At 30.8% G+C, this 15,185-nt stretch carries 13 protein-coding genes; 3 read left to right on the top strand and 10 right to left on the bottom strand.

The genetic code is table 11. The features are described from left to right. Nucleotides 1-9: 9 nt before the first annotated feature. Nucleotides 10-1,179, bottom strand: a complete 1,170-nt coding sequence (locus B4H69_RS04915) for a sigma-54-dependent transcriptional regulator (protein ID WP_180904482.1) — start codon at nucleotides 1,177-1,179, stop codon at nucleotides 10-12. 97 nt (nucleotides 1,180-1,276) lie between these two features. Then, entirely contained in the window at nucleotides 1,277-2,917 is a 1,641-nt protein-coding gene (locus B4H69_RS04910; protein ID WP_291092977.1) for an AMP-binding protein, read from the bottom strand. A 218-nt stretch (nucleotides 2,918-3,135) separates the two neighbouring features. Here B4H69_RS04910 and B4H69_RS04905 point away from each other — a divergent pair, with 218 nt between their 5' ends. Beyond that, nucleotides 3,136-3,627, top strand: a complete 492-nt coding sequence (locus B4H69_RS04905; RefSeq protein WP_291092975.1) for a DinB family protein — start codon at nucleotides 3,136-3,138, stop codon at nucleotides 3,625-3,627. Nucleotides 3,628-3,657: 30 nt separating this feature from the next. Here B4H69_RS04905 and B4H69_RS04900 read toward each other — a convergent pair whose 3' ends face one another. Beyond that, nucleotides 3,658-4,350 (bottom strand): DUF4328 domain-containing protein, encoded by a 693-nt coding sequence (locus B4H69_RS04900; protein WP_291092973.1) that lies wholly within the window; start codon nucleotides 4,348-4,350, stop codon nucleotides 3,658-3,660. Between the two features lie 12 nt (nucleotides 4,351-4,362). After that, complete coding sequence (locus B4H69_RS04895; protein WP_291092971.1) at nucleotides 4,363-5,892, bottom strand: SulP family inorganic anion transporter; 1,530 nt, start codon at nucleotides 5,890-5,892, stop codon at nucleotides 4,363-4,365. A 216-nt stretch (nucleotides 5,893-6,108) separates the two neighbouring features. Between B4H69_RS04895 and B4H69_RS04890 the strand changes: the two genes are divergently transcribed. Both B4H69_RS04890 and B4H69_RS04885 read left to right on the top strand, forming a co-directional pair. After that, a complete protein-coding gene (locus B4H69_RS04890) occupies nucleotides 6,109-8,907 on the top strand; it encodes a TonB-dependent receptor (protein ID WP_291092968.1) in 2,799 nt (932 codons plus the stop codon). A 6-nt stretch (nucleotides 8,908-8,913) separates the two neighbouring features. Further along, nucleotides 8,914-9,963: a phytase gene (locus B4H69_RS04885; protein ID WP_180904486.1), complete on the top strand. Its 1,050-nt coding sequence runs from the start codon at nucleotides 8,914-8,916 to the stop codon at nucleotides 9,961-9,963. Nucleotides 9,964-10,055: 92 nt separating this feature from the next. On the opposite strand, the gene B4H69_RS04880 is transcribed toward B4H69_RS04885, so the two are convergent. The 6 genes from B4H69_RS04880 to B4H69_RS04855 form a co-directional block, all read right to left on the bottom strand. Beyond that, nucleotides 10,056-10,844, bottom strand: coding sequence for a hypothetical protein (locus B4H69_RS04880; RefSeq protein ID WP_180904487.1), 789 nt, complete (start codon nucleotides 10,842-10,844; stop codon nucleotides 10,056-10,058). 82 nt (nucleotides 10,845-10,926) lie between these two features. After that, on the bottom strand, nucleotides 10,927-11,523 hold the full coding sequence (locus B4H69_RS04875; protein ID WP_180904488.1) for a hypothetical protein: 597 nt from the start codon (nucleotides 11,521-11,523) through the stop codon (nucleotides 10,927-10,929). 43 nt (nucleotides 11,524-11,566) lie between these two features. Further along, nucleotides 11,567-12,070, bottom strand: a complete 504-nt coding sequence (locus tag B4H69_RS04870) for a hypothetical protein (RefSeq protein ID WP_180904489.1) — start codon at nucleotides 12,068-12,070, stop codon at nucleotides 11,567-11,569. 478 nt (nucleotides 12,071-12,548) lie between these two features. Next, nucleotides 12,549-13,067 (bottom strand): hypothetical protein, encoded by a 519-nt coding sequence (locus B4H69_RS04865; RefSeq protein WP_180904491.1) that lies wholly within the window; start codon nucleotides 13,065-13,067, stop codon nucleotides 12,549-12,551. Between the two features lie 189 nt (nucleotides 13,068-13,256). Beyond that, nucleotides 13,257-13,970 (bottom strand): hypothetical protein, encoded by a 714-nt coding sequence (locus tag B4H69_RS04860; RefSeq protein ID WP_180904492.1) that lies wholly within the window; start codon nucleotides 13,968-13,970, stop codon nucleotides 13,257-13,259. 142 nt (nucleotides 13,971-14,112) lie between these two features. Beyond that, nucleotides 14,113-14,961 (bottom strand): hypothetical protein, encoded by an 849-nt coding sequence (locus B4H69_RS04855; protein ID WP_180904493.1) that lies wholly within the window; start codon nucleotides 14,959-14,961, stop codon nucleotides 14,113-14,115. Nucleotides 14,962-15,185 lie beyond the last annotated feature (224 nt).

Below are 15,185 nucleotides of genomic sequence, written 5' to 3'. Positions count from 1 at the left end.
TGAGATGAATTATTTTTTCACGAATTGTTCAACATCTTTTCTCGAAATTGGATTGTCGCCCAAAATCAATAAACGTTCAACAACATTTCTTAACTCACGAATATTTCCTGACCAATCTAATTCTTTCAAAGCATCATAAGCTGAATTATCAAAAGATTTTTGACTTGAAGTATCTGTAATAAAATGTTCAACCAAAGCAGGAATATCATCCTTACGATCATTAAGTGCCGGAACATTAATAATAATTACCGCTAAACGATGGTATAAATCCTCGCGAAAACGACCTTCTTCAATCTCTTTTCGTAAGTCTTTATTTGTTGCCGCAATCACACGAACATTCACATTAATTTCTTTCTCAGAACCAACTGGAGAAACTTTTCCTTCTTGTAGCGCGCGCAAAACTTTTGCTTGAGCAGAAAGACTCATATCCCCTATTTCATCTAAGAAAATTGTTCCTTCGTTTGCCAATTCAAACTTACCTTGTTTGTCTTTAACGGCTCCAGTAAACGATCCTTTAACATGACCAAATAATTCACTTTCGATTAATTCAGCTGGAATTGCCGCACAGTTTACTTCAACCAAAGGTTTTACATTACGATCACTTTTTTCGTGTAAATGATGAGCAACCAACTCTTTCCCTGTTCCATTTGGGCCAAGAATCAATACACGAGCGTCTGTAGCAGCCACTTTATCTATAATTTGTTTCACTTCTGCAATTGCAGGAGCGTCGCCAATCATTTCATATTTCTTCGCAACTTTTTTCTTTAATGCTTTATTTTCTTTCTTCAATTCTTTATTTGAAGACATTAACGATTTACGGTCTAAAGCATTGCGAACAGTCGTCAATAATTTATTAAGATCTGGCGGTTTTGAAATAAAATCGTACGCACCTTTTTTGATCGCATCTACAGCCAAATCAACATCTCCGTGCCCCGTTATCATCACCATTGTTAAATCAGGATTGTATTCCATCGCTTCCGATAAAACTTCCATTCCATCTTTCAATGGCATTTTTATATCACTTATAATTAAGTCGTATTCTTTTTCTTTTATTTTTTCAAGCCCAACAGCTCCGTTTTCAGCTTCATCCACATTCCATTTAGGATTTTCGTCCATTAAAATGCTTTTCAAAACGTTGCGGATTGCCTGTTCATCTTCGATTAATAAGATATTTGACATCGTTTAGATCGTTTATTTTTATAAATTAAAATAGACTCAAAGATAATTGAAATTATTATTTTTGAGTCTACTTTTGATATAGATTTTAATACTTTTTTTAAGATGTTTTCACTTTTCGTGCATTTTCTAAACCTAATTCTTTAATAGAAACTTCTCTCATTTCTATTTTTCGAATTTTTCCTGAAATAGTCATTGGAAATTCTTGTACAAATTTCCAATATTTAGGACGTTTGAAATGAGCGATGGATAAACAATAAGCCTTCAATTCGTCTTCGGTTATAGTAATACCATCTTTCACTTTCACCCAAGCCATTACCTCTTCTCCGTATTTGATACTTGGAACACCAATAATTTGAACATCAGAAATTGATTCATGTTCGTACAAAAAATCTTCAATCTCTTTTGGTGAAATATTTTCTCCTCCTCTAATGATAATATCTTTAATGCGTCCAGTAATATTAATGTAACCATCAACATCCATTGTCGCTAAATCACCGGTATGCAACCAATTATTCTCATCAATAACTTGTGATGTCGCTTCCGGATTGTTCCAATATTTTTGCATGACGGAATAACCTCTTGTACAAAATTCACCAGCAATTCCACGAGGTAAAATATCTCCTGTTTGCGGATCAATAATCTTAATTTCTAAATGATCTTGAACTGTTCCAACCGTCGAAACTTGCTTTTCTAAAGGCGTCCCAATAATAGTTTGTGTAGAAACTGGCGAAGTTTCTGTCATCCCATAACAAATCGAAACTTCTTTCATATTCATTTTAGCTTGCACTTTCTTCATAATTTCAATCGGACAAGGCGAACCAGCCATTACACCTGTTCTCAAAGATGTTAAATCGAAACGATCAAAATTTGGTAATTCTAATTCCGCAATAAACATCGTCGGAACTCCATAAAGTGATGTACATTTTTCCATTTCGACTGCATTCAACGTTTTTGCTGGATCAAAACTATCCGAAGGAATCACCATACAAGCGCCATGCGAAGTACATGCCATATTTCCAATTACCATTCCAAAACAATGATAAAACGGAACAGGAATACAAACACGATCACGATGTGTATAATTTAATCGAACACCGATAAAAAATCCATTGTTCAATAAATTATGATGTGTTAGCGTTACTCCTTTTGGAAAGCCAGTTGTTCCAGATGTATATTGAATATTTACAGCGTCATCAAACTGAACAGCTTGCTCTATTTGATGCACTTCTGAAGTCGAAATTTCTTCTCCTTTAATCAAGAAATCATCCCAATTTTCTTCAAAAATGATGATATGTTTTAGTGATTTCGAATTCTCTTTTACATTGTTCAACATCACTTTATATTCACTTGTTTTGAAACTTAAAGCAGCGAAAACAGCCGAAATTTCCGCTTGATTTAATACAAACTCGAGTTCATTTTCGCGATAAGCAGGATTCAAATTAACCAAAATCATTCCCACACGAGCCGTTGCATATTGTAACAACGTCCATTCTGCACGATTTGGCGCCCAAATACCTACGCGATCACCTTTTTGCAAACCAATAGCAATCAATGATTTTGAAATTTGTTCAGTTTGTGAATAAAACTCTGTGTACGTCGCTCTATAATTTTGATCAACGCAAACCAAAGCCTCTTGCTGCGGATATTTTGCAACTGTATTTCGTAAATTTTCGCCAATCGTTTCTCCTAAAAGAGGATATTGTGATGCCCCACTTGAGTATGATAAGTTAGAAATCATGTGCTTATATTCTATGTTTTTAAAATTACTTTCCAACTCAAACTTAACAACGATTTTCAGGAAAATAAATTTATCAGATACAAGATTCTAAATTTCTAAAAGAATCGTATTTTTTTATTAAAATCGGAAATAAATTCAAAAAAATGAAGGTTTATTTTTAACAAATACTTAAAATAACTCCATCAAATTATCCTTAAATTGTAAAAAATTACTGAAAAATGAATACAATAAACCACGACAATTATACTTCTATTTACGATGGAATAGAAGTTGTAGATGCTTTACAGACACGTATTGCTGATATCAAGAAAACATTAATAATTGTAACAGAATTAGATAAATGGGATTATGCGTATGCAGAAGGAAAATGGACTATCAAAGAAATGATACAACATTGTATAGATTGTGAACGTATTTTTTCTTATCGTGCGCAACATATTGCGAGAGAAGATTCGCAAACGTTGAGTTTCTTTGATGAAAATGCCTATGTATTGACTTCGAATGCAAATGAAAGAAAGCCTGAAGAATTGATAAAAGAATGGATAAATTTGATGAAAGCAACTTACTTTCAGTTTGAATCTTTTAATGATGAAACATTAAACAAAATAGGAAAAGTTGGTGATCGAGAGTTTTCTGTTGAGAAAATTGGTTATGTTATGGCTGGTCATTCCATCCATCATATGAATGTGATTAATGAACGATATTTATAAAAAAATCAGCTTCTTAGAAGCTGATTTTTTTTATAAATTATTTGAATTGAGTTCTTCTAATTTTAAATATTGTTCTAATTCATTTTCTGATTTGGATAAAGTTTTTATCATTAAAATAGTCAACAAAATAGAGATTAAACTAACAACATCACTAAACAACATTATTTTTTGATTATCTAATATTTGTTCTAAAGAAGACAAATTATATTTAGTTGCTATTCGAGTAACAATATTATCAACCCAATATACTATCCACCAAGCGGTCAAAATTGAATAATTATTTGGATTAGAATGATGATTTTCATTGAATTTATGAAGTAAATAATCATATTTCAAATCGATTTCTTTTGCTATTTTTAGAGGTTTTACAAAATTAATGATTGGTATTACAAATCCCCAAAAAGCCATATTATCATTATTTTCAATAGAAAGACCAACCCTTTTTAAATTTGCATACGCTCTACGAAACCATAATACAAAGAAAATCATCGTAACTATAATTGATATCCCTTGCATAATTCCTGTAATTCCATAAATCCCTTCTATGACAGAAATGTCCTCTACCTCAGAATTTACGAACTTATCCAATTCTATGTAATAATAAATACCAACAAAAAAAGATAGCAAAGACGTTCCTAAAGCAATATAGAAACTTAAGATAACATTATTTTTACGTTTTAGATTTGATTGATAATTCTCAAAGTTTAATTCATTTTCATTCATATGTTAATTGTTTTATTTTGGCATCACATTGTAAGTCGGATCTTCTTCGATATTAACTTCGATTACGCTTTTTGCATTTTCTAATAATCGAATAGAATCTTTACTCAAATGTCGCAAAATTACAATTTTGTCTTGTTGTGCATATTTAGCTGTAATAATATTTAAAGCTTCAATTGCACTCATATCAACTATTCTACTCTCTTTCAGATCTATAACTATTTCTTTTGGGTCAGAATTAATTTCAAATTTCTCTAAAAAAGTAGAAGTTGAACCAAAGAAAAGAGGTCCATAAATCTCATATATTTTTCGTCCATTTTCATCCACAGTTTTTCGTGCTCGAATACGTTTTGCATTATCCCAAGCAAAAACCAATGCTGAAACAATAACACCAACAAAAACAGCCAAAGCAAGATTATGTAACACAATCGTGATAATCGCCACCAAAATACTCACAAATACATCCGATTTTGGCATTTTTGTTATTAATTTAAAAAAGCCCCATTTAAAAGTCGAGATTGCAACCATCATCATTACACCTACAAGTGCTGCCATTGGGATTTTCTCAATCACTGGAGCGCCAATTAGAATAATAATCAAGATTGTTATTGCGCCAATTGCTGGTCCTAATCTCGAGCGAGAACCTGCGTCAAGATTAACAAACGTCTGAGCAATCATTGCGCAACCTCCCATTCCACCGAAAAAACCGTTTGTAATATTTGCCGCACCTTGCGCCAAACATTCTTTATTCGACGAACCTTTCGTTTCAGTCACCTCATCCACCAGCGTAAGCGTTAGCAAAGTTTCGATTAATCCAACCGAACCCATAATAATCGAATAAGGCAAAATAATTTTCAAGGTTTCTAACGTAAATGGAACACTCGGAATATGAAAACTTGGCAATTCTCCTTTGATACTCGCAATGTCGCCAACAGTTTTTGTATCAATATTAAATCCGATAACCAATAGAAAAGTTACAAGAATTGCAACCAAAGAAGCTGGAATGATTTTCGTTAATTTCGGAAAGAAATAAACTACCAGAACTGTAATTAGCGTCAATCCTGCCATCGTATAAAAAGGTGTACCGCTCAACCAACTCGTTATTCCGTTTGTAGTTGATTTGAATTGCTCAATTTGCGACATAAAAATAACAACCGCCAAACCATTCAGAAAACCATACATCACAGGTTGAGGAATTAAACGAACAAATCTTCCTAATTTGAAAACTCCAACCACTATCTGAAAAACTCCTGCTAAAGCAACCGCAGCAAAAATATATTGTTCGCCATATGTTGCATTCAACGCGATTAAAGTAATAACAGTAGCACCTGCTCCCCCCGAAACCATTGCTGGTCTTCCTCCGAAAATAGCTGTTACGATTCCCATGATAAAAGCACCATACAAACCTATTAAAGGTGATAAACCAGCTAAAATTGCAAACGAAAGCGATTCAGGAATCATTGTCATGGCAACAGTTAAGCCAGCTAATATTTCGTTTTTATAATTTATTTTTTGATTGAATTTTAAATATTCAGCAATCGACATGAGAAGTTTTTATTTGATGCAAAAGTAACAATTACTACACATCTAAAATTAGTAAAAAGCTAGATAAAATATCCAATTACATACTAATGATTAAAGTGATTCAACAAATCAAAATAAGCAATAATTAAATCAACTTTACAAATGTTAAAAATTTCATAATAAATATTTAACAATTAGGATATATAGCAAATGTATTTTTGAGGAAATTAATTTCTCATGAAACATCTTTTAAAACTCTCCTTATTTATTTTAGGTCCATTTGTTTTGGCTCAAAGTGGCGTTATTTCGGGAAAAGTTGTAGATTCTAACGATCAATTTTCGTTACCTGGAGCTACAATTCGCATCGAAAATTCGAATAAATATACCGTATCTGATCAAAATGGTAATTATCAATTTCTAAATCTTACACCTGGTGTTTATACCATTTATATTGATTATTTAGGATACGAAACCATTTCCAAGCAAATAGAAGTTACCGAAAATAAAACGGCTGTTATTGATTTTTCTTTAAATGCAGGTTACAACGAACTGAATGAAGTTGTTGTGGTTGGAGATTATTTAAAAGGGCAAGCAAAAGCATTGAATCAACAAAAAAATAACGGAAATATTACCAATATTATTTCTTCGGATCAAGTTGGTCGTTTCCCTGATTCTAACATTGGTGATGCGTTGAAACGTGTGACTGGAGTAACGATGCAAAACGATCAAGGAGAAGCCAGAAACATTATCATTAGAGGTCTTTCGCCTGAGCTAAATTCGGGTATGTTGAATGGAGATCGTATTCCATCTGCCGAAGGTGATAACCGAAATGTACAAATGGATTTGATTCCTGCGGAAATGATTTCATCTATCGAAGTGAACAAAACTTTGACACCAGATATGGATGCAGACGCAATTGGTGGAGCTGTAAATTTGATTACGCGTGCTGTTCCAAACAAAGAGCGTATTTCTATAACGGCTTCTGGTGGTTATGCACCAATTCGCGAAAAAGGCTTGTACAATTCAGCTTTTTTATATGGAAATAGATTCTTTGACAAGAAATTAGGTGTGGTTGTTTCAGGAAGTTATCAGGTTCAAAATTTTGGTTCGGATAATATCGAAGCAGTTTGGGACAAAGATGAAAATAAAACCTATTTGTCACAATTTCAGATTCGTAAATATGACATTCAACGCGTAAGAAGAAGTGCGTCTTTTTCGGCAGATTATAAGTTTAATGAAAACAATAGAATTGATCTTTCTGCTATTTACAATTGGCGTGACGACCGAGAAAATCGTTATAGAGTAACTTATCGCGATTTAGAATTTGATGAAAAAACAGGAACTTACAAAGGAAATATACGTCGCCAAACAAAAGGTGGAATTGATAATAACCGCAATAAAAATACGCGTTTAGAAGATCAACGTGTTTACAATGTTTCGTTACGAGGAGAGCATTTATTATCACCAAAAATGGATATGGATTGGGCTGTTTCTTACTCAAAAGCGAGCGAAGACAGACCAAATGAGCGCTACATTGATTATCGTGCAAAAGGTGTTACGTTTAATGAAGATTTATCTGATGCAAAATATCCAAATGTAACAACAACTTCTGCAGAAGATTTGACCAAATTCAAAGTTAGTTCGTTATCAGAACAGCACAATTATACAGATGAAACAGAATTTGGTGCAAAGCTTAATTTCAGAGTTCCCTTAAGTGTTATCCCAAATCAGAAAGGACGTTTACGTTTTGGTGGTCGCCTTCGATTGAAAGACAAAGAGCGCGAAAATATTTTCTATTCGTACGAAAGCATAGATGGAATGGGAAATTTGAGTACTCAAAATCCTGTAAATTGGTCAAGCAATCGTTTCAATGCTGGTAAAAAATATCAAGCTGGATATTTCTATTCAAATCATCAATTAGGAAATTTAGATTTAAACAATACAAATCTATTCAAATCTAACTTAGAGCCTTCTAAATATCTAGCCTCTAACTATAAAGCGAAAGAATATATTTCGGCAGGATATATTCGTTGGGATCAAGATTTATCATCTAAAACATCTTTAATAGTTGGTGTTCGTATCGAAAATACTTCGATAGATTATACAGGGAATTATGTACAAGATGAAGAAGATTTAATTGGAGAAATCAAGCACAAAAACGATTATACCAATGTTTTACCAAGTCTTTCTTTGAAACATAAATTTACAAATGATTTTATTCTGAGAGCAGCTTTCACAACAAGTATTGCACGACCAAATTATTACAGTTTAGCGCCTTTTGTAAGTGTTTTGAAAGAAGATGCAGAGCTTTTTGCAGGTAACCCAAATCTGAAAGCGACCTATGCCATGAATTATGATTTGATGGTTGAAAACTATTTCGAAAATATCGGAATTGTTTCGGGAGGATTTTTCTACAAAAAATTAAACGATTTCATCTATACCTACAAAAACAATACATTTACAACAAATGATTTCCAAACGCTTTTTCCTGACATAGCAAACCCAGTTCCTGCTGGAGAAAATTGGAAAATGACACAAGCTAGAAATGGAGATCACGTGAATGTTTTCGGATTTGAGGTAGCATTTCAGCGTCAATTAGATTTTATTCCAGGCGAATTTTTCAAACATTTGGGAATTTATCTTAACTATACATACACCGATTCAAAAGCGAAAGGAATTACCAATGAAGATGGTGATTTGAGAAAAGATCTTGATTTACCTAAAACAGCTCCACACATGTTCAATGGTTCGTTAGCATTCGAGAACAAAAAGTTTTCTGCACGTGTTTCGGTTAATTATACTGCCGCTTATTTAGACGAGATTGGTGGAAATGCTTTCGAGGATAGTTACTATGACAAACAATTATTTTTAGATGCAAATGCGTCGTATAAATTCTCGAAGCAATTACGAATTTTTGCAGAAGCAAACAATTTAACAAATCAACCTTTACGTTACTACCAAGGAGTTTCGAGTCAAACAATGCAACTCGAATATTATCAACCACGTTTTACTTTAGGTCTAAAGTTTGATTTCTAAACAATTATGAAAAAAATATTCATCACATTATCACTCTTCACTATTCTATTTTCTTGTGAATCCTCTAAACTGGCTCCAATTCCTACAAATGCAGTAAAACCAACTGTTACAACACAGCAAACACCAAATGATACTGATGATCCTGCAATTTGGATCAATTATCAGAATCCAGAAAAATCACTTATTATTGGAACAGACAAACAAGAAGAGACGGGCGGTTTATATGCCTATGATTTGAATGGTAAAATCGTGAACCAAATCGTTCCACTTAATCGTCCAAATAATGTAGATGTAATGTACGGTTTTCCTCTGAATGGAAAAAACATTGACATTGCAGTGCTTACCGAACGTGCAAACAATAAAATTAGAATTGTTTCGCTTCCAGATTTTAAATTGATTGACAATGGCGGAGTCGAAGTTTTCAAAGACGAAACATTACGAGACCCAATGGGAATTGCGCTCTACAAAAGCAAAAACAACAAGTTTTATGCAATCGTTGGTCGTAAAGACGGTGTAAGTGGCGAATACCTACATCAATATGCATTAGAAAACAAGAACGGAAAAATAGAAGCAACTTTAGTACGCAAATTTGGAAATTATTCGGGTAATAAAGAGATTGAAGCCATTGCTGTTGATGAAGAATTAGGCTTTATTTATTACGCTGACGAAACAGCAGGAATTAGAAAATATTATGCTGATCCAGAAAAAGGAAACGAAGAAATTGCATTTTTTGGGCAAAAAGATTTTAAACGCGACCACGAAGGAATTGCAATTTATAAAACCAATGCAACAGATGGCTATATCTTAATTTCGGACCAACAAGCAAATTATTTTAATGTATACAAACGACAAGGTGAAGCTTCAAATCCGAATGAACACAAATTGATTGCTAAAATCCCAGTTTCTACTATCGAATGTGACGGAGCTGATGCAATTAACTTCAATTTTGGAACTAAATTCCCAAAAGGTTTCTTTGTTGCCATGAGTAACGGTAAAACATTTCAAGTTTATGATTGGCAAATCATTCAAAACGAAATTGATAAACAAGCGAAATAATTAGACATTTAAACATAAAAAAATCCGAGTTGTTGACTCNNTTTTGGTTTTATGTAATCACATGTTTTGATAAAATGATGCTATCTATTATCTTAATTTGCGATGTAATAAAAGAATTCATCATCTATTTTTTTTGAAATCATTATTTCAAAAAGATGACTATTCATTTCAATATTTTTTGTTTTGGAAAAATAAAAACCATAAGAATTATCCGTAAATCCATCTATTAAAAAGAAAATTCCATTTTCAGTTTTTACAATTGAATAGATATTAATCTCAATCATCTTTTCTAAAATTTGTTTTTGAAGAGAATCAAAATTATATTTCTTTTCAATTTTAACTTTTGTTGAAATCGGAAAAGGTGATTTGTCTGGTATTATAAATGACCAATAAGAATCATTTTCTTTAAAAATGTTATCAATTCTTTGTAATGTATTTTGATTTAGAAATAATTGATTTTTACTTTTTCCAATTAATGATACTAATGTTTTAAATTTATTGATATTGTCATTCAAAAATGTAATATTTGAATTTTCATCAGTTTGTCCCTGTCTTAAGAATTGATTCGGTTTATCTCTTGCTTCAAATTCTGTTAATCCATATCGTTGTGAAAAACCACCCCAAAAGAAATTTGTAACTTCACTTGACGTTCTAATTGATTCTAAAGCCCATATCTTTTCATATTTAATTGGTCTTATATCCCATTTAGAAAAAGGTTTAGAAAACTCTAGATAAGTTTCAATTGCAATTTTATTATTTACAGTTATACTATCCAAGTAATTAAATAATTCTAAATCATATTTTTCAGTTTTGTTTAAATACTCTTGACTTAATAGTGAAATTGATAAAGCGGAGAAAAATATTGTAAAAATCTTTTGCATAGAATTTGGAAAGTTTCTGATTATCTAAATTAAACAAAATACTTAAACAAATCAGTATAATATTGTTGATTTGATTGATAACTTAATTCAAATCCGTCGTTTTTATCCAACCTTTCGTTATTCTATTTCCGTAAAATGTACAATAAGCCCAATTGCCTTCTATCCTATCAATGCTCACAAAGTCATTTTTAACTAAATAAGCTTTCAGTTTTTTATTTTCTAATTTCTCCGAATAAAAATAGGTTTTATCTGTCACCACATATTTTATTTGCTTCCATTCAGTTTTTTTCATCATATTAAACAAGACAGGCTCATCGGCAAAATGTTGAACATTCCAGCAACCTCCATGTTCACTAGAAAGCTTAATTCTTATTGCTTTCTCTCCAATAATTTCTATTTCTCCCTTTATTGCATCTTCTTTTTTATCTTCAGGATAATATGTCAATACAACAAATTTGTTATTTGTAACCTGCCCTTCTATGTAAAATATATATGAAAAATTAGGCCTGCTTGTTTTTTCATTCCAACCTGTGTAATCTTCAAAATAACCAGTTAGCTTTTTTGTTTTTTGGTCAAATGCTAATTTAAATCCAAATTCGTATTCTCCAGATTCTATAGTCTGACCAAACAAAAAATTTGACATCAAAAAAAGAGCAATTGTGATTAATATAGTTTTCATATAGCTTAGGATATTATTGTAAAAAGAAAATGACTACAAACTATCATTTATAACCATTCTTCTTCAACAATTCTAAATAATTAATCGTGTCAAAATCTAATTCTGATTGTTTATGATGTTCGCAATTGTTTACGATTATTGGAAATTGATTCATCGTATCCGCATCAGTCATAAGCGAATATGTAGGTTTTTCATTCATATAAGTTTCCTCAAAAATGGCTATTTTTTTATTCTCATCAATAAGGTAAATCTTAATCTTCCAATCCTCAGAACCCTTCAACTCAAATTCATATTTGTTTGAATCTACTTTCTTTTGTGATACAATTTTATTTGCAAAAGGTCCTTCCATCGTCCAATTAACTAAAGCCGAGTCATTTATTGCAATTTGATGATTAAGAAAATCACACGATTTATATACATAATAGTCGTTTTTGTACCTATGAAGTTGAATCCAATTCTTTATCTCCAAAATAGGTTTTTGAGATTGAAATGTAGCACCTTCCTCTTTCAATTTATTGTAAGAAAAGTTATAAGTATCATCATTCAAATAATTATAATTAAAATAAGAAACCTTCTTATAATCAACACTATTCTTGTTATTATCGTTATAAATAGATTGCTTACTACCTAATTTTTTGTCTTAGAAAATAAAAATAGTATCAGATGTTGTGCGTAGAATTTCATTCTCAGTAGTATTTTTATAACAAGAAAAAATCGTAAATAAAATCGAAGAAAGATAAAATAGTATCAGATGTTGTGCGTAGAATTTCATTCTCAGTAGTATTTTTATAACAAGAAAAAATCGTAAATAAAATCGAAGAAAGATAAAATACATGTTTCATTGACGCATTTTTTAAGGTTGTAGATGTTTAAAAAAGTATTCATAAGATTTAGTCAATACTCTTTCATTTACACTAATTTAAAGAAAAAAACAATATAAATAGCGATGACTAAATATTTCTACTTTTTCTATTGTACTTTAAATCCCATATTTTATTAATATAATGTAAATGTTTACGCAGTTTTTATTTGAACTGGGATATTCTGTATTTTACTTCTTCATTGGAATGATAATTTTCTTTATGTTTTTTTCCTATATTAAAACTTTCTTCATCGAAACAACTAACAATTGCTTCAATCAATGCTTTTCCATAAGTATGTTTTCTATAGCTATCAATAACATGAAAACCCGCAAATGTAATTTCAAAAATAAAATCTAAGTCATCTCCCTTTAAAGCAGACATATAAGAACTAATAAAATCAGCATATACTTTTAGTTCTTCAATATGAATTTGATAAAGTTCTTTTGGGAAAATTCTTTCATCTACATTCCAATCTATATTTGAAGTATAAGAAGAAAAATCTTTATTTACTTCATTTTTATAATTTTCTAATTCATAAATATTAAGCTCAATGAATCCATATCTGTCATGCCCCATCCATTTTTGCATTCCGTGACGCTTTTTTAAATCCCAATTAATAATTTCGTCATTTATTGAGAATAATCTTCTAGAATTATAAATCTGTCTGTTAATTCTTTCCATTTTGTAGAGTAAGAGTATTGATATAAAATTGAGTACAACGGAAAAAGTATTGACTAAATACAGGCTTTCAAAAAACTAAAAGTTCAGACCAAGCCAAGCCGATGCTTTTTCAGATTCTCTAAAATAAGAAAAATACTATATAAAAAACAACACTACGTAATTAGCTCAATTTTTTCTCTTGTACACATATTAACTGTGATTTTTTATTTCATCCCAACTTTTTAATTTTAGTTGCGTTTCTTCTTCTAAAATTTTAAAAAATCTACTCATAACCCAAGAATTTGGATAATTACCACAAGTAAATTCATTTATATTCATTCTTTTTCTTAGAAGAACTCTATCCCAAGTTTCAAAATTGTTTCCCGAAATTATTTGTGATTTATATGAATTAATAAAAGCCAATATTTTCTTTTCTTCTTCGGTCAAAATTTGCTTTGCCCTTTCTTTAAAAAATATAGCACCATCTATATAAGCTCGAATACTCGAAACTCCACGGATACAAAACAATTCAGGTCGTTCGCTTATTGCTTTTATTTGATCAATATCCAAAATCACTTTATCCTTCTCAACGATAGTAGAATATTCAATCGGATATGCTTTTTCATACTCAAATAGCAATGAATAAAATTTCAAAAAAAGTTCTTTTTCATCTTCCACACCAAAACCTAATGCCCAAGTCCAATTTTCGCTTAACGCAAGTTTAATCGAAGTCTTATTCTCTACAAACTCTCTAAAGCTCGGCATTTTTGCAAAGTCCTTATTTTCAAAATTTTTCTCCTCAATATTCTTTTCAAAGTTATTCCACATAAAACAATATAAAAGATTAAAATTTCTTTGTCCAATAAACGGATAAGGGTTATCATATATCTCTTTTAAGAGTTCTATTTCATGAATTGTTCGCATAAAATTGTTGTTAAGAGAAAAAGTATTATAAACTACATACAAAATTGTAAAATCTCAAAAGCAGCGGCGTGTAAATATTACAAATCTTTCTATTATACCTATAATTCCGCATTTTGCTAAGACAATTTTAGATGCAGCCATTTTAATTAGGACTTTTTTCTCGTTCTTTTATTCGTTTTTCTTGATATTCATTAATTTTTTTTACAGCATCCATAGTCAAAACAAATAGATTGTCTGTGTTAATATTCCAAATACTCATGTAATTTTTTGAAATCACGTTGTGTTGTTTCCAGCCAGTTGCTTTTCCATATAACATTAGCGTACAGATATCTGTTGCAGTAATAAAATCTCCTGTATCTGGCAAATGAGAATGCATAGTCATTTCAACTTCATCACCTTTTTTGTAATTGATTGGAATTATATTTTTGTGAAGAGCTTTAGCTGATTTTAAGTTGTTTTTTTTGTCAAATGTTAAAAGATAATCATTACCAAAGATAATAACACCATTCACTGAAGGTCCAGTTAATACGTATACTTTATTTTCTTTTTTATCAATCAATGGTATTAAATTCAAATTTGTATTTTGATAAGTTTTGAAAATCGTATCATTTTGAATGATATTTAATGCTTTATTTCTAAGCAAATAAATTTCACTTTCTCCTTGTGTTAAATATCTTTCAGTTAAATCAATATTTGCTTTTTCTAAATTAAAAGTATCATCAAATTTGATTGTTCCAATAATTTTTGGAGTTTCAGATTTTGAGAAAAAAACGTTAATATTTTCATCATTTTGAGTATAGGAAAAATAACCACCTATATTATCTCTATTTTGATACTTAGACAAAAATAAATCAGTTCCATGCCATGATGACATTTCCGATTTATAAAGTCGCTTTCCCTCTTCAATAATAGGTTTAGTTAATTTTTCAGTATTTTGACTATACGTTTTTATACAAATTAATAGTGACAAAAAATAGATAACTCGTTTCATTCGTGCGGTTGTTTTATGTTGTAACTAATGTTGTTTTTACGAAGTAAAATATAGTATAGTTTCGTGAAATATCCCTATGTCTACATTTCGTAAAATGTAAAACTAATTTACAAAAAAATCACAATCAAACCCTTTGTTGTGAAATTAAAATATCCCAAATTTCCTCCCACTTTCATTCGTGTTTTCTTCGACCGTTCTTCGACGAGAATGCCGTTTTTCCGAAG

This window comes from Empedobacter sp. UBA6745 (assembly GCF_002453775.1).
Lineage (GTDB): Bacteria > Bacteroidota > Bacteroidia > Flavobacteriales > Weeksellaceae > Empedobacter > Empedobacter falsenii_C.
Note: the sequence above shows the minus strand (reverse complement) of the source record. Positions and strands in the feature narration are given on the sequence as shown.